Source organism: Duganella sacchari, from assembly GCF_900143065.1.
Classification (GTDB): domain Bacteria; phylum Pseudomonadota; class Gammaproteobacteria; order Burkholderiales; family Burkholderiaceae_D; genus Rugamonas; species Rugamonas sacchari.
Genome location: NZ_FRCX01000009.1, coordinates 170556 through 184393 on the forward strand (window position 1 = coordinate 170556; position 13838 = coordinate 184393).

18 protein-coding genes are annotated in these 13838 nt (G+C 64.6%); 7 read left to right on the plus strand and 11 right to left on the minus strand.

What is annotated here, in order from left to right; translation table 11 throughout:
- Window positions 1–11: 11 nt before the first annotated feature.
- On the minus strand, window positions 12–1712 hold the full coding sequence (locus BUA36_RS20785) for a type IV pilus assembly protein FimV (RefSeq protein ID WP_139260649.1): 1701 nt from the start codon (window positions 1710–1712) through the stop codon (window positions 12–14).
- Between the two features lie 105 nt (window positions 1713–1817).
- Here BUA36_RS20785 and fumC point away from each other — a divergent pair, with 105 nt between their 5' ends.
- Window positions 1818–3215 (plus strand): class II fumarate hydratase, encoded by a 1398-nt coding sequence (gene fumC, locus BUA36_RS20790; protein ID WP_072787233.1) that lies wholly within the window; start codon window positions 1818–1820, stop codon window positions 3213–3215.
- Here the strand turns inward: fumC and BUA36_RS20795 are convergent.
- Window positions 3212–4114: a hypothetical protein gene (locus BUA36_RS20795; RefSeq protein WP_072787234.1), complete on the minus strand. Its 903-nt coding sequence runs from the start codon at window positions 4112–4114 to the stop codon at window positions 3212–3214. The two genes, fumC and BUA36_RS20795, sit on opposite strands and share 4 nt — an antisense overlap.
- Before the next feature lie 191 nt (window positions 4115–4305).
- Here BUA36_RS20795 and BUA36_RS20800 point away from each other — a divergent pair, with 191 nt between their 5' ends.
- Both BUA36_RS20800 and BUA36_RS20805 read left to right on the plus strand, forming a co-directional pair.
- Complete coding sequence (locus BUA36_RS20800) at window positions 4306–4524, plus strand: RNA-binding S4 domain-containing protein (RefSeq protein WP_072787235.1); 219 nt, start codon at window positions 4306–4308, stop codon at window positions 4522–4524.
- A 143-nt stretch (window positions 4525–4667) separates the two neighbouring features.
- Window positions 4668–4961 carry a hypothetical protein gene (locus BUA36_RS20805; protein WP_072787236.1) on the plus strand — a complete coding sequence of 98 codons (294 nt, stop codon included), beginning with the start codon at window positions 4668–4670 and terminating at the stop codon, window positions 4959–4961.
- Here BUA36_RS20805 and bufB read toward each other — a convergent pair.
- From bufB to BUA36_RS20830, 6 genes are all read right to left on the minus strand, one after another.
- Window positions 4935–6593: an MNIO family bufferin maturase gene (bufB, locus tag BUA36_RS20810; protein ID WP_072787237.1), complete on the minus strand. Its 1659-nt coding sequence runs from the start codon at window positions 6591–6593 to the stop codon at window positions 4935–4937. The genes BUA36_RS20805 and bufB overlap by 27 nt on opposite strands.
- Window positions 6594–6614: 21 nt before the next feature.
- Window positions 6615–6866 (minus strand): BufA1 family periplasmic bufferin-type metallophore, encoded by a 252-nt coding sequence (locus BUA36_RS20815; RefSeq protein ID WP_072787238.1) that lies wholly within the window; start codon window positions 6864–6866, stop codon window positions 6615–6617.
- A gap of 166 nt (window positions 6867–7032) precedes the next feature.
- Window positions 7033–7224 carry a YjfB family protein gene (locus BUA36_RS20820; protein ID WP_072787239.1) on the minus strand — a complete coding sequence of 64 codons (192 nt, stop codon included), beginning with the start codon at window positions 7222–7224 and terminating at the stop codon, window positions 7033–7035.
- Between the two features lie 64 nt (window positions 7225–7288).
- Complete coding sequence (mobB, locus tag BUA36_RS20825; RefSeq protein ID WP_072787240.1) at window positions 7289–7834, minus strand: molybdopterin-guanine dinucleotide biosynthesis protein B; 546 nt, start codon at window positions 7832–7834, stop codon at window positions 7289–7291.
- A gap of 75 nt (window positions 7835–7909) precedes the next feature.
- Window positions 7910–8092, minus strand: a complete 183-nt coding sequence (locus tag BUA36_RS30410; protein WP_139260650.1) for a hypothetical protein — start codon at window positions 8090–8092, stop codon at window positions 7910–7912.
- A gap of 67 nt (window positions 8093–8159) precedes the next feature.
- Complete coding sequence (locus tag BUA36_RS20830; RefSeq protein WP_072787241.1) at window positions 8160–8783, minus strand: general secretion pathway protein GspB; 624 nt, start codon at window positions 8781–8783, stop codon at window positions 8160–8162.
- 84 nt (window positions 8784–8867) lie between these two features.
- Here BUA36_RS20830 and BUA36_RS20835 point away from each other — a divergent pair, with 84 nt between their 5' ends.
- From BUA36_RS20835 to BUA36_RS20845, 3 genes are read left to right on the plus strand one after another with little or no spacing between them, the layout of a single operon-like run.
- Complete coding sequence (locus BUA36_RS20835; protein ID WP_072787242.1) at window positions 8868–9299, plus strand: ArsR/SmtB family transcription factor; 432 nt, start codon at window positions 8868–8870, stop codon at window positions 9297–9299.
- Window positions 9200–9646, plus strand: coding sequence for an SRPBCC family protein (locus BUA36_RS20840; RefSeq protein WP_072787243.1), 447 nt, complete (start codon window positions 9200–9202; stop codon window positions 9644–9646). Before BUA36_RS20835 ends, BUA36_RS20840 begins: the two co-directional genes overlap by 100 nt.
- Window positions 9643–9990, plus strand: coding sequence for a GFA family protein (locus BUA36_RS20845; protein WP_072787244.1), 348 nt, complete (start codon window positions 9643–9645; stop codon window positions 9988–9990). The genes BUA36_RS20840 and BUA36_RS20845 overlap by 4 nt, the downstream gene beginning before the upstream one ends.
- Here BUA36_RS20845 and BUA36_RS20850 read toward each other — a convergent pair whose 3' ends face one another.
- The 3 genes from BUA36_RS20850 to BUA36_RS20860 are packed head-to-tail and all read right to left on the minus strand — an operon-like array spanning window position 9991 to window position 12348.
- On the minus strand, window positions 9991–11637 hold the full coding sequence (locus tag BUA36_RS20850; protein ID WP_072787245.1) for an AAA family ATPase: 1647 nt from the start codon (window positions 11635–11637) through the stop codon (window positions 9991–9993).
- Window positions 11638–11662: 25 nt separating this feature from the next.
- On the minus strand, window positions 11663–12163 hold the full coding sequence (locus BUA36_RS20855; protein WP_072787246.1) for a hypothetical protein: 501 nt from the start codon (window positions 12161–12163) through the stop codon (window positions 11663–11665).
- The gene (locus BUA36_RS20860; protein ID WP_072787247.1) at window positions 12163–12348 is read right to left on the minus strand and encodes a hypothetical protein; all 186 of its coding nucleotides are present in this window, start codon (window positions 12346–12348) and stop codon (window positions 12163–12165) included. The genes BUA36_RS20855 and BUA36_RS20860 overlap by 1 nt, the downstream gene beginning before the upstream one ends.
- Window positions 12349–12590: 242 nt before the next feature.
- Here BUA36_RS20860 and BUA36_RS20865 point away from each other — a divergent pair, with 242 nt between their 5' ends.
- Complete coding sequence (locus BUA36_RS20865) at window positions 12591–13688, plus strand: GIN domain-containing protein (RefSeq protein WP_072787248.1); 1098 nt, start codon at window positions 12591–12593, stop codon at window positions 13686–13688.
- Window positions 13689–13838 lie beyond the last annotated feature (150 nt).

A 13838-nucleotide genomic window follows, 5' to 3' on the forward strand; every position in this document is an offset into this window, starting at 1 on the left:
CAAATTTTGCATTACTGTGCCGGCGATTCGGCCGCCACCTCGGGCTGCGCGGCCTCCTGCACCACCGGTTCATCCTTCTTCTTGCGGAAGCCCTGCCAGATTTTCAGCGGGCCACGGCCGGCGTTTTTCTTGCGCCACCAGACCAGGCCACCGCCCAGCAGCGCCAGCAAGCCGACACCGCCGGCCGCCAGCGGCAGCACATTGCTGGACGGCTGCTCCGGCGGTTTTTCCTTCTTGTATTTCAGCTTGGGCAGCACCCGCACCTGCTTGGTCGGCACCGGCGGCGATGCGGCCGAGGCCGCACTTGCAGCCGAAGCCGCCTCGCTTGCCGCCTGCGCGGACGCACTCGCCTCTGACGGGCCGGACGCATCTGCCGCCGCCTTGGCCGCATGCATCCCCGTCTCGCCCTCCGCCGACAGCTTGGCCGTCGATGCGGAAGACTGTTCTGCGTGCGCCGCCTTGTCGCCAGCCGATGCGGACGCCGGCGCACTGCCATGTCCCGCGCCCTGCGCAGCCGCCGCCACAACCGCCGGCGCCGGAGCACTCGCTGCTGTCGTCTTGCCCGTGGTGGCCTCGGCATGCCCCGCAGGCGCCCCCGGACTGGCCGCCGAAGCTCCCTTGGCCGCCGCAGACGCTGCCGCCGGCGTCGTCGGCGCCGCACCACCCAGCGCGCCCTGCAAAGCCTTCAGCTTGCCCTCCAGCTCGGTAATCTTGGTCGACAGCTCGGCATTATGTGCATCCAGCGCCACGCACTCCTTGGCGCTCATGCCGCTCGGCGGACAGGCGGCCCGCGCAGGCCGTTTCACGCCCTTCGGCAACGGCAGCGGCGCCAGCGGCAGCAAAGCCTGCGATACATTGATCGGCACCTCGGCGATCTCCGCGCGCGTCAGCGGCCGCCCCTCCGGCGTCACCAGCACACCGGCAATGCGCCGCGCCTGCAGCGACTTCACCTCGCCCGGCGTGCCCGTCTCCGCCTCATGCAGCGATGGCAGCGGCGCCGGCTTGTTGCGCTCGCGCGCCGCTGCGGCAGGCGCCGGCTCCGGCTTCGCGGTTTCAGACTTGGCGTTCGTTGATTTGGCGGCCTCAGTTTTAGTAGCGTCGGATTTGGTAGCGTCGGATTTAGCAGCCTCGGGCTGCGCCGGCTCCGCCTTGGGCGCCGCTGTGGCCGCGCGCGTCGCCCGCGCCTGGGCTGTGATCTGCTGTGACTGCGCCGGCGTCATTGCACTGGCCAGCGGGGCCGGCGTAGGCGTCGGCGGTGGCGCAGGATTCGGGTCCGGCTGTAGCCACACCGTGGCCAGCCGCACATCCTGCTTGCCCGGCACGCCCAGCTGCACGTACAGATGCACATACTCCGCATCCACCGCGCGCGTGGTCGTCACATGCAGCACCGAACGCTGCCCGCGCTGCTCCACCTGTATCCGCACCGAGGCCAGCGCCGGATGCATGGCCACATTCGCGCCCCGGTACACGTCCTGCTGCGCCAGCCGCGCCTGCAGGCCCGTCACCTCCTCCGGCGTCAGCGCCACCAGGTCGATATCCACCGCCAACGGCTGGCCGATATACGACCTGGGCGCGATATCGCCCAGCTCAGCCGCGTGGGCCGCCGGCAAGCCAGCCGCCAGCGCGGCGCAGGCCAGCGCCAGGGCACGGATCGGGGTTGTGAATTGCTTGTGCTGCATCATTTCAGGGTCGCGGTCAGGCGAGAATTTCAAAAGTGTAACAGCTATAACGGCTGATTTTTCCGGTTTTGTAGCCCCCGGTTAATTTTTCCGAACTGCGCTACACTCGATCATCTTGTTTCGACCAAGGATTCGACCATGAGCACCCGTAGCGAACGCGATAGTTTTGGCCCCATCGATGTCCCCGACGCCCAATTGTGGGGCGCGCAGACCCAGCGCTCTCTCGAGCACTTCCGCATCTCCACCGAAAAAATGCCGAACGAGCTGATCCACGCCCTGGCCAGCGTCAAACGCGCCGCCGCCCGCGTCAATCTCGACCTCGGCCTGCTGGAGGGCGCCAAAGCCATCGCCATCACCCAGGCTGCCGACGAAGTGCTGGCCAACCAGCACCCGGGTGAATTCCCGCTGGCGGTGTGGCAAACCGGCTCCGGCACCCAGTCAAACATGAACATGAATGAAGTGCTGGCCAACCGTGGCTCCGAGCTCATGGGCGGCGTGCGCGGCGAACAGCGCAAGCTGCACCCCAATGACGACGTCAACAAAGGCCAGTCGTCCAATGACATCTTCCCCACCGCCATCCACGTGGCGGCCGCCCAGGCACTGGCCAACAACGTGCTGCCCGCGCTGCAGCAGCTGCGCGCCAGCCTGCACACCAAGGCGGTGGCGTTTGCCGACATCGTCAAAATCGGCCGCACCCACCTGCAGGACGCCACGCCGCTGACGCTGGGCCAGGAATTCTCGGGCTACGTCGCCCACCTCGACTTTGCCGCCCAAGCGCTGCAGGCCGCCCTGCCCGGCGTGCTGCAACTGGCCGCCGGCGGCACCGCAGTCGGTACCGGTCTCAACGCGCATCCCGAATACGCTACCCGCATTGCGGCCGAACTGGAGCACGCGCTGCGCCTGCCGTTCCGCACCGCTGACAACAAATTCGCGGCACTGGCTGGTCACGACGCCCTGCTGAGCGCCCATGGCGCGCTCAAGACCCTGGCCGCCGCGCTCATGAAAATCGCCAACGACGTGCGCTGGATGGCCTCCGGCCCGCGCTCGGGCCTGGGCGAAATCACCATCCCTGAAAACGAGCCGGGCAGCTCGATCATGCCGGGCAAGGTCAACCCGACCCAGTGCGAGGCGCTGACCATGCTGGCCTGCCAGGTGTTTGGCAACGACGTCGCCATCACCATGGGCGGCGCTTCCGGCAACTTCGAGCTCAACGTCTACAAGCCCATGATCGCCCACAACTTCCTGCAAAGCGCGCGTCTGCTGGCCGACGGCATGCGCAGCTTCGAGGAGCACTGCGTGCACGGCATCGAGCCCAACCGCAGCCGCATCGAAGAACTCATGGAACGCTCGCTGATGCTGGTCACCGCGCTGGCGCCGCACATCGGCTACGACAAGGCCGCCAGCATCGCCAAGAAGGCCCAGCACGAAGGCACCACGCTCAAGCAGGCGGCGCTGGCGCTGGGCTATGTCACGGCCGAGCAGTTTGAACAGTGGATCGTGCCGCTGGCCATGACCCAGCCCGGCGCCACCGGCTAGAAGCCGTAGGAATAGCGCACGCCCATGAGCCAGTCCGGCCGGGCATTCGCATCATGGCCGGGATTGACGCGCCACATCACCGCGCCCGTCACCCGGCCCTGGCGGCCCTCCTTGCCCAGCAAACGGGTATAGCCGAATTCCAGATCGCGCTCAGTGGCGGTGGGCCGCAGGTTCAGCGTGGGCGCGCCCAGCGCCGCCACGCCGGGATCGACCGTCTGCGGCAAGGCGCCGCTGTACGCCAGCGAACCGCTGCGCACCTTGGCCGGAATCGACAAGGTCACGGCAAAGCGGTCACTGCCGCTGAAGATCTGGCGCCGCACATAGCCCGCGCTATAGGCTACCGTGCGTACCGACGACACTTGCGCCAGCAGGCTGTCCGGGCTGCCGATGCCGTCCGTGCGGCCATACGAGGCCATCGCCATCAGCGAGCTGCGCGCGTTCAGCGCATAGCCCAGTGACAGCGAGGTGAAGGTGGTGGTTGGCCGCGTGCTGAGCATCATGCCCATCGTATGCTGCATGCCCGGTGCGCCGCCCGCCTCGCGCAGCAGGCCGATGGTCACGATGCCGGTGGCGCGTCCCATTTTCTGTTCGAATTCCGCACTGCTCAGGAAGCGCTTGCTGTGCTCGTTGAGCAGCGGCCCGAGCGGATCGAGCAGCGCCTGGTCGTGCGACAAGGCGCCAAAGCGCAGCCGTGGTGCGCCCGCCAGCAGTATGCCGCGCGCCGGACTCTGCAGCGAGTCGGCCAGCGCCGACTGGCGATCGGCTGCATCAAACAGCAGCGCCGCATCGGCGCGTTTTTCAAACCAGAGGGAAGTTTGCTGAGGCGCAAACGGATCGGATGCGACAGCGTCTGCGCCAAGCAGGCCCAGTGTCGCCAATGCCAGGGAGAGCTTATTCATGATGCAACTCGCTACGGTCGTTGCGCCCTGCTTAAACCTTCAGCAGTTAATTCAGCATAGCTCTTTCTTTGCCCGGTAGCAATCCAAATTACTTTGCAGGGATGAGGTAAACTGCGGGCCTGTCGGAATGTCGCTACACTGGATGAAGGTAGGGCGACCGCCGATTTCACATCATGGCAACAGAGGATAAAATGGAAAAAGTAAGTTTCGAATTGCATGGCGAGTTTGTCGAGCTGAATCAGCTCCTGAAACTGGTGGGCCTGTGCGACAGCGGCGGCGCCGGCAAGCAGATCGTCGCTAGCGGCGATGTCAAAGTGGATGGCAAGCAAGAGCTGCGCAAGACCGCGAAAATCCGCGCCGGCCAGCAAGTGACTGTGGGAGATATTAGAATTAGTGTAGAAGGCGCGTAATTCTTCTTGCATTCAGGAAATAAACTCCTAAGCTGCAAGCAAGCCTTTCGCGCGTTTGAGTGCGCGCAAACCGGCAGCGGCCGGCCCGGCTATATTGGGCCACTCTGCCCCGGCTTTTCAACCAGATCACACAGGGGGACGTCATGGACGGTCCTGAACCAAGCAGCCTCACCCAGGAACGATTGCTGGACGACTTGCGCCAGGTGATCGAAAACGCCGAAGAGCTGCTGAAAAATACCGACCAATACCATGGCTCGCTCTACCAGGCGGCACGCACCAAGCTGGCCGAAGCGCTGCAAACCGCCACGGCGGAACTGGCGCGTTTTGAAGACATGCAGATTGACCGCATGATTGAACTGACCGCCGTCGCCAGCCGGCTGCACCGCGACCTCACCGGCGAAGCCCGGCTGCTACGCGCATTCCGGCGCGAAGACTGACGCCACCAGCAAGCCGTGCGCCAGCCAGCGCTGCAGCTGGCCGGCCACATCGAAATCTTCGTCCAGATCAAACGCCGCATCCAGCGCCGCGCCCAGTGTGCCGCCGTGCGCCACTGCGCCCAGTGCGGCATGGCTGGCGGCAGTCAGCGCCAGCATGCCGGCCTGCCATTGCGGCCGCACCACCACGCCGTAGCTGGGCGCCGCCATATTGTCAGGAAACGCGCCACCGTCCGGCTGGTGCGCCAGCCACAGCGGCACCACCGCCCAGCGCGACGCCAGCAACTGCGCGGCCGGCGCCAGCCTCAACTGCGCCGTCTCGACCTGCGTGGGCGGGATGGCCGCCAGTTGCTGCGCCGTCAGCGCATCCGCCAGCGGCGCATAATGCGCCCGGTGCAGCGCCCACTCCAGCGCCGCCATGTCCGGCAGATAGGGATAGTCCGCCACATGCGGGAAGTCGCGCAGGAACGCCGCGAAGTGCACGCCGAAGTGGTTGAGGTCGGGGTTGTCGGAGGGATGGGCATGGCCATAAGCGCGCGCCAGGCCGCCAAAGAAGTCTTCGCCCACCAGCGCCAGCACCACCGGGTAGGCGGCGGCCAGCGTTTTGGTCCAGGTGGCCGTCAGATTGCCGCGGTACAGCGCGTAGCGGTGCGGCGTATGCGTGCCCGCGCGCAAGCCCGCCAGCACCGGCGGCGCCAGTTGAGGCGCCAGCAGCGCGCCGGCAAATTGCTGCTGTACTGCGGCGGCATCGTCCGCACATGCCTCCGCTGCCACGCCTGGCGGCGACGGCAGGTCAGCCGTCGTCACCAGCGCGGCCGGCGCCATCGCGTGTGCCGCCAACGCCTCCGCCTTGCCCGCTTCCGCCAGCAAAACCTCCAGCGGCGGAATCTCCGTATCCCATTCAATCAGGGTCGGCACTGCGCCAAAGCGCGCCAGCGCCGCCTCATACAGGCGCCACACGGGCGCCGCCACGCGGTCGCCATGGTGATCGATGACCGCCTCCGGCGTCACCAGATGGCCGGCCAGATGCAGCTCGCCCACCGTGCCCGGCGCAATCGCCGCAATAGCGGCCAGCGCGTCCTCGCCATGGTTGCACTGGTTGACGTATAAATTATTGAGGTCCAGTAGCAGCCCGCAGCCCGTGCGCGCTGCCAATGCCGCCATGAACTCGGCCTCGCTCATCGCATCCGCCTGGAAGCGCACATAGGCCGACACATTCTCCAGCAGGATCTGCCGTCCCAGCACGTCCTGCACCTGCTGCACGCGCACGCTGAGCAGGTCCAGCGCCGCCTGGTCCAGCACCAGCGGCAGCAAATCGTTGAGCTGCCGGTCCGCCAGCGCACCCCAGCACAGATGCTCGGACACCAGTACCGGCTCGACCTGCCGCACCAGCTCCCGTACGCGTAACAGATGCGCTGCCGAAAACCCGCGCGCCGAGCCCAGTCCCATGCCGACGCCGTGCAGGCTGACCGGATAATCGCGCCGCAGCTGCTGCAGCACGTGCCAGTCCCAGCCGGCGCGGTCGAGATAATTCTCGCTATGCACCTCCAGCCAGCCGACCGCCGGCCGCTGTGCCAGAAACTGCCGGTAATGCGGAGCGCGCAAACCGACGCCGACACCTAAGCCGCGCGCCATTGCCGCTCCGCCAGCGCTCACTTACTTGGCAGGTGGCGTGGTCTTGCCGCCGGCCTTCTCGCACGTGCCCTTGGCGACAAACTTCCACTCATCGGGCTCATTGTCGGCCTTGGCCTGGCCTGCGCACGAGTGAGCGCTGGTGCCGCAATCGTTCTGGCCGGCCTTGGCCACGCCGTAGCATTTTTCCTTGTCATCGGCAGCGGCGGCAGTACCCACCTGGGCAGCACACACGGTGGCCAGCGCAGCAGCGATCAAGGCTTGACGTTTATTCATGGTAAGTCTCCTGAGGAAAGTGAAAAGCATCCGCAGCGTACCAGCAATTACGCCAATACGCATCTGTCTGATCGTCAGGGGATAGCGCGTGCAGCAGCACACGCCGCGCACCGGACGGTGCGCAGGAGAAAGCCGCGGCGCCGGACGGCGGCCGCAGAACACCCACTCAGGCGGTGGTGTTGATGTTGTTGCCGAGGTGAGACGGCAGATTCGGCACGGGCGGAATCGCCTCAATCAGCGCAGAAGCGCTGGAAGCCTGAATGTCCTGAGCTTTTTTCAGTACGGCAATACCGACAGCTTGCTTGGTGCCTGTATCAGCAATTGTCGTTGCGGTCTGAGCAATACCGGTCACGTCCATGTGATCCTCCAGTTTCGGTTATCACTGTAATTTACGGACGCGGCGCGGCAAACTTTAGGTTTTTTTAGCCCTGGGACGAAATTTTTTTCAGCTGCGTGAGTATCCAGACAAGCACTGCCTCGCGCTGGTTCAGGTCCAGCCACGTGACACTGTCGCGCAAGCCCGGCGGACGCGGATAATCGGCCGCCACCGCAATCACATGCTCATCGTCCGGATACAGCGGCGGCTTGCCTGTGTCCAGGCGATGGACTTCCAGCTTATTGATGGGATAGGACTTGAAGCCTTCCAGCAAGGTCAGGTCAGCTGGTGACAGCCGCGCCAGCTGCTCATCAAGCGACGGCTCCGGCGCGCCGCGCAGCTCATGCACAATCGCATAACGGAACGGCGACGCCACCATCACCTCCGCTGCTCCCGCCATGCGCAGGCGCGCGCTGTCCTTCTGCGGCGGCTCCAGCTCCAGATCGTGGTGACTATGCTTGATGACGTTGACCTTCAATCCCCGCGCCGCCAACTGCGCCAGCAGATCCACCAGCAGCGTGGTCTTGCCGCTGCCGGAACGGCCAACAATGCCAAGGAGGGAGCGCGCGTGCGCAGAGCTGACGTCGAGCATTCGGGGCCTTTCTACACCATCATATTGATGCCCGACATTATACGCAGCAACATCTTGATGGCGCAGCTAGCCCGTTTAGAGTTCAGGCTTGATGACCGGGCTGCGATGGCCTGCGCCCGCAAGTACGATGAGGCTCAGGCACAGCACAATGATGCTGAGGGTGCTCGGTTCAGTCGATTGCACCATTTCCGCAGCGTGCGCGCGCGGCAGGTAGGAAGCCGCGCCAATCAGGAAAGGCAAAAACTTCAAATGTTTCATGATATTTCCCATGCTGAGTTCACAATGATAGAAAAATATCATGATTTAATGACAGGCGAGTTACAGTTCAGTAGGGAACGCGATAACGGTAGCCTTTAAAGCTGAACACCGCCTCCTTGGGTTGCAATTTCTCCAGAACAAGGCCGGGCGCCACCTCTTCGCCCTCGTGGCGCAGCACCTTATCGACCAGCAACAGACGGTCGGCGGGGTTTTTAGAATAGATGTAGCCGCCCACAGCCACTTGTGGAATCGAGCGCTGTATCGGCTCTGGCAAGTCACGCTGATTCATCACCGGCTCTTCCGGCGCGGCGGCCGGCTTAGTGGCCGCGACAGGCGCTGGCAGTTGCGCTTCTGGCACCGATGCGCGCGCCAGATTTGCCACCGACGGCGGCAGATCAGCCACCGGCGCCGGCAACGGGGTTGGCGTCACCGGAGTGGAAACCGGGGCGGGTACCACCGCAGCAACGGGCGCCGGCGCGACCGCAGGCACGGACGCCGGCCGCATCACCAGCACCAGCAACACACCGATCACCGCCGCCATCCCCACCACTGCCAGCAGCATCGACTTGCTGAACCGCCCGGCCGCCGTGGAGGCCGCCGCCGTTTGCAAGGTCGGCGCGTGTATCGTGGGCGAGCTGCCCAGCTGGCGTTCCGCTTGCGCCTTCTTGAGCGCTTCCAAAATATAAGACATAGCTATAACCAAGGTGGAGACCGCACTATCTTAACGTAAGCCCGGAGCTTGACAAAGCCGTGTCACAGGATAATACTAAACCACATGGTTAAGCATGACGACGTCCAACTCGATCTGGTATTTGCCGCGCTGGCTGACGGCACGCGCCGCCGCGTGCTGACCCAGCTCGAACAAGGCAGCTACAGTGTGAGCGAACTGGCGCAGCAGCATGCCATGTCGCTGCCCGGCTTCATGAAACACCTGGCCGTGCTGGAAGCCGCCGGCCTGATCGCCCGCTCGAAACAGGGCCGCATCGTGCGCTGCACGCTGGAGGCCGAGCCCATGCAGGAAGCAGCACAGTGGATAGCCCATTACGAACGCTACTGGAACGCCCAGCTCGATGCGCTGGGACGTTATCTCTATCACGAGGAGCAGACATGCACGCAAGCGAACACACCGGAGAAGTCCGCCTCGTCCGCCATTACCCCGTCAGTGCCGACAAAATCTGGCGCGCGTGGACCGAGCCGCAAGCGCTGATGCGCTGGTTCGGGCCGACGCCGGACACCATCGCCACCCACGCCGAGATCGACCTGCGTGTAGGCGGCCGCTACCGCATCGCCTTCCAGTCGCCCGACGGTGAACATAACGAAGTGGGCGGCGAGTATCTCGAAGTCCATCCCAACCAGCGCCTGGTATTCCACTGGGCGTTCCACAGCACACCCGAACGTGTCTCCCGCGTCAGCATCACGCTCACGCCCGATGCCGACGGGACCGGGCTGACGTTTGTGCACGACCGCTTCGTCGACATCCAGGCCCGCAACAACCACGAGCGCGGCTGGAACGCGTTCTTCCAACAACTCGATCAATTCATGGAGGCTGTATGAAATACCTAGGAAGCTGCCATTGCGGCAAGGTGAAATTTGAAGCGGAAGGTGAAATCGAATCCGGCCTGGCCTGCAACTGCTCGATGTGCCAGCGCAAAGGCTCGCTGCTGTGGTTCATCCCGCGCACCAGCATGCAGCTGCTGACGCCGGAAGAAAACAGCAAGCCCTATCTGTTTAACAAGCACAAGATCGAGCACCGCTTCTGCCCCAACTGCGGCATCCATCCCTACGCCGAAGCGATCGCACCGGACGGCACGCCAAAGGCCGCGATCAACCTGCGCTGCATCGAAGGGATAGACCTCAACGCCATCCCGGTGCACCACTACGACGGCCGCGCCATCTGATCAGCGCAGGCGGGGCTCCTGCACGCCGCCCAGCTGATATAGGCGGATGAAAGTCTTGGGGCCGGCCACGCCGTCGGCCTTGAGACTCTGCGCGGTCTGGAACGCCGTCAGGCGCTGGCGCAGGGCTGCGTCCAGCGGCTGGTTTTCCTGCGGCTTTTTGAGGTCATAGATTTGCGCCAGACGCTTGGCCAGCCAGTCCACATCCGGCCCCTGGTCGCCGGCGCGCACCTCATCGCGCCACGCGCGCGGCGCCCGCCAGTAAGTCGTGTACTCACCCTCATAACGGGCCGACAGCGCATCCAGGCTCAGCGTCTGCGGCTTGCCGCCAGCGGCGACAATGGTGGCCGCCCCCTCCTCCAGCGCGGTCAGCAGCACATAATTGGGCGCGGCTGGATCGTCGTGCAGCTTGAGCAGCGCCGGACGGTCAAGCTGGCGGATATCGTCCAGCGAGCCCCGGCCTTGCAGGCAGCGCAGATTGGCGCGCGCCGCCGTTGCACACGGATCGCCCTCCACCAGCGTCAGCCCCCACAGGCCGGCCAGCTGGCGCAAGGCGGCCGCAGCATCGGTGCCCGTGATGGCAGCTGCCGAGACAATCGCAGCGGACGGTGCGACCGCCACCGCTGGTGACGCCGGCGCCGCGCTGTGTGGCGCCCGCGCGGCAACGTTCGCCGCCGCAGCCTGCGCGCTCGTCACGCCCGGCCCGGCATTGCGCACTGCCAGCTGCCACGCCAATACGCTGAGCGCCACGCCACCGATCACGCCCGCCGCCACCAGCGGCCAGCGCGCCGCGCCAACACTGGCGCCCTGCCCTGCCGGCGCCGCATCCTGCCCGGCAAACACCTCGGCCGCCGCGCGGCGCAAAATCTTCGGCGACACCTGCGGCTGGTTCTCCACATACGCACCCAGCAACGCGCGGTCGCACAGCAGATTGATACGGCGCGGCACGCCCTTGGTCAGCTTGTGCACCAGGCCCATGAGCTTGCGCGGGAACGGCGCTATCGCCGTCGCACCCGCCACCGCCAGGCGGTGCTCGATATACGTGCCGGTCTCCGCTTCCGACAGCGAGCCCAGGTGATAGCGCGCAATCACGCGCTGCGCCAGCTGCTCCAGCTCCGGCCGCGCCAGCATGCCGCGCAGCTCCGGCTGGCCGATCAGGATAATCTGCAGCAGCTTGCGCTCGCTGGTTTCCAGATTGGTCAGCAAGCGCAGCTGCTCCAGCACCTCGGCCGACAGATTCTGCGCCTCATCGATAATCAGCACATTGTTGCGCGACTGCGCATGGCTGGCCAGCAGATAGGCATTGATCGCATCGACATAGGTCTTCACACTGACCGCGCCAGCGCCATGCGGCGGCAGCGCAACCCCGAACTCATCGCAGATCGACAGCAGCAACTCCTCCACCGACAGCTTGGGATTGAAGATATAGCCCAGCTTGCAATTTTCCGGGATCTGCTCCATGAAGCAGCGGCACACCGTGGTCTTGCCGGCACCGATCTCGCCGGTCAGCAGCACAAAACCGCCGCCGCTGCCAATGCCGTACAGCAGATGCGCCAGCGCCTCGCGGTGGCGCTCGCTCATGAACAGATAGCGCGGATCAGGCGCAATGGAAAACGGCGATTGCTTCAGATTGAAAAATTGCGTGTACATGAAAGCCCGGAAAGTCAGCGGTCGCCTATTTTAGCCGCTGTCGGACCGGCGGCGGCTGCACCGGCGGCAGCGGCTGGTACTTGGCGCAATAAATCTTGGACTTGGTATCGAAATACACGATGCGGCTGGCCGGCTTGGCCTCGCGTACCGGATAGGCCGAGGTATCGATCACCGTGTAGTGCGTGCCCACCTGCTGGATGATGGCTTTCTCCAGATTCTCCGGCGTCGCCTCGGCCACCGCGCCCACGAACACATAGGTGCTGGTGTCATCGCTGACCATCACCTCCGAAATCGTCGTGCCCCACAGCGAGGCGCCGTCCGTGCGGAACCAGAACGCGCCGCCGTCGTGCTTGTACGGCGCGCCGAAATGCTTGAGCAAATAATTGTAGTAATAGATGTTATCGGTATGATCGCGGCACAGCAGGCCGTTACCGATGATCGTGCCAAACGTGGTGGGCGCTTGCGCCTGCGCCACGCCGCACAGCAGCGCCAACGCGGCGCCCACGCCACCGTGACGCGCCCGCATTACGTTTTAGACAACCACGCCCGGTTGGCGCTGATGCGCGCCTTGGCCGTCGGTGGCAGTGCTTCGTAGCAGCCTGGATATTGTTTCAAGGCATGCTCCTTGATTTCCTTCTGCAAGCCGTTAATCAAAAAAATATACAGCACACCACCGTCGCTGGTACTTTTAGTTCCCATGTACTTGATCATGTGCGCTCCTTTATCACTGCGCAGGCCTGTCATGCCCGCAGACTGATGTCCCATTATGACATCACGGCAGCGAGGCGGCCACACAAACAGTAACGGCCGTGCGCGCGCAAAAGTTGAATGCCGCTCAGCCCCGGATTTTTGCAGCTGATCCCACCGTTCCGCGCGTCCATCCCATGGGCCGCGACGGCGGGTGACTTTTATCATATCGTCTATGAGTCGCCACTTCTTTTAACGAGATCCCTATGCAGCAGACGCTCAAACGCACCGCACTGGCCACCACCCTGTTACTGGCAGTGGCCGTGGCCGCCAACAGCCGCGCCGACAACAAGCAGGACGAAAGCTACGGCACCGAAACCCGCACCGTTGCCGCCTTCAGCAACCTCAACCTGATTGGCCCGTTTGACGTCATCGTCACCGCGCAGCCGGGCAACACGATTGAAATTTCCGGCCCACGCCGCCAGTTCGCCGAGATCGAAACCTCGGTCAGCGGCGACACCCTGACCGTGCGCAAGCCCAGCAAGAACAAAGGCTGGAGCTTCAACTTCGGCTGGGGCAAGCAAAACCGGCCACTGACGGTACGCATCAGCGCAGCGGCATTGAAAAGCCTGCGCAACGCCGGCAGCGGCGACGTCAGCCTGCAGCAATTCCAGGGCCAGCAACTGACCCTGATTTCCGACGGCCCCGGCGACATTACCGCCAGCGGCAAAGTGGCCGACCTCAGCGTGACCGTCGGCGGCAGCGGCGACGTCGACCTGCGCGCGCTGTCGACCGGCAGCATGAACCTGCGCATGAACGGTCCGGGCGATGTCAGCGCCAGCGGCGTCACGCAAGACCTGAACCTGGTGGTGAGCGGCGCGGGCGACCTCGACATCGGCGACATCCACGCCAACCGCATCAACGCCGCCCTGCACGGCCCGGGCTCCGTGGTACTGCGTGGCAGCGCCAAAGAAATCCGCGCCGAAGTGCATGGCTCGGGCGACCTCGAAGCCTGCACGCTGAACGCCGACGAAGCCAGCGCCAAGCTGCACGGCCCGGGCGAAGCCTGCCTGGCCGGCCACATCAAAAAACTTGACGCCGAAGTGCACGGCTCCGGCGACCTCACCGTGCGCGGTCTGGAAGCGCAAAACGTGCGTGCGCGCCTGAGCGGCCCCGGCAACATGATCCTGTCCGGCAACGCCACCGTACTGAGCGCGCAAGTGAGCGGCTCGGGTGACCTCGACGCACGCCAGCTGTGCACGCGCCAGACCGACGTCACCGTCCAGGGGACCGGCAACGCCATCGTCGCGCTCGCCGACAAAATGGACAGCACCCGCACCCACCTCGTCACCTACCACCGCTAACACCGCATCACTCCGGGGTCAGGTCCGTCATTTCTACACGAGCTCTACCGTCGTCGCGTGACGACGGTAGAGCTCGTGTAGAAATGACGGACCTGACCCCGTTTTGCTTTTTCACGACCAGAACCAGACCAAAGTGGCATGCAAAAGCCA

Excerpts from the sequence above, each read along its gene's own strand:
- fumC (WP_072787233.1), top strand. The coding sequence starts at position 1,818 with ATGAGCACCCGTAGCGAACGCGATAGTTTTGGCCCCATCGATGTCCCC.
- BUA36_RS20805 (WP_072787236.1), top strand. The coding sequence starts at position 4,668 with ATGGACGGTCCTGAACCAAGCAGCCTCACCCAGGAACGATTGCTGGAC.
- BUA36_RS20850 (WP_072787245.1), bottom strand. The coding sequence starts at position 11,637 with ATGTACACGCAATTTTTCAATCTGAAGCAATCGCCGTTTTCCATTGCG.
- BUA36_RS20800 (WP_072787235.1), top strand. The coding sequence starts at position 4,306 with ATGGAAAAAGTAAGTTTCGAATTGCATGGCGAGTTTGTCGAGCTGAAT.
- BUA36_RS20830 (WP_072787241.1), bottom strand. The coding sequence starts at position 8,783 with ATGTCTTATATTTTGGAAGCGCTCAAGAAGGCGCAAGCGGAACGCCAG.
- BUA36_RS20835 (WP_072787242.1), top strand. The coding sequence starts at position 8,868 with ATGGTTAAGCATGACGACGTCCAACTCGATCTGGTATTTGCCGCGCTG.
- bufB (WP_072787237.1), bottom strand. The coding sequence starts at position 6,593 with ATGGCGCGCGGCTTAGGTGTCGGCGTCGGTTTGCGCGCTCCGCATTAC.
- mobB (WP_072787240.1), bottom strand. The coding sequence starts at position 7,834 with ATGCTCGACGTCAGCTCTGCGCACGCGCGCTCCCTCCTTGGCATTGTT.
- BUA36_RS20820 (WP_072787239.1), bottom strand. The coding sequence starts at position 7,224 with ATGGACGTGACCGGTATTGCTCAGACCGCAACGACAATTGCTGATACA.
- BUA36_RS20860 (WP_072787247.1), bottom strand. The coding sequence starts at position 12,348 with ATGATCAAGTACATGGGAACTAAAAGTACCAGCGACGGTGGTGTGCTG.
- BUA36_RS20815 (WP_072787238.1), bottom strand. The coding sequence starts at position 6,866 with ATGAATAAACGTCAAGCCTTGATCGCTGCTGCGCTGGCCACCGTGTGT.
- BUA36_RS20840 (WP_072787243.1), top strand. The coding sequence starts at position 9,200 with ATGCACGCAAGCGAACACACCGGAGAAGTCCGCCTCGTCCGCCATTAC.
- BUA36_RS20845 (WP_072787244.1), top strand. The coding sequence starts at position 9,643 with ATGAAATACCTAGGAAGCTGCCATTGCGGCAAGGTGAAATTTGAAGCG.
- BUA36_RS20865 (WP_072787248.1), top strand. The coding sequence starts at position 12,591 with ATGCAGCAGACGCTCAAACGCACCGCACTGGCCACCACCCTGTTACTG.
- BUA36_RS20795 (WP_072787234.1), bottom strand. The coding sequence starts at position 4,114 with ATGAATAAGCTCTCCCTGGCATTGGCGACACTGGGCCTGCTTGGCGCA.
- BUA36_RS30410 (WP_139260650.1), bottom strand. The coding sequence starts at position 8,092 with ATGAAACATTTGAAGTTTTTGCCTTTCCTGATTGGCGCGGCTTCCTAC.
- BUA36_RS20855 (WP_072787246.1), bottom strand. The coding sequence starts at position 12,163 with ATGCGGGCGCGTCACGGTGGCGTGGGCGCCGCGTTGGCGCTGCTGTGC.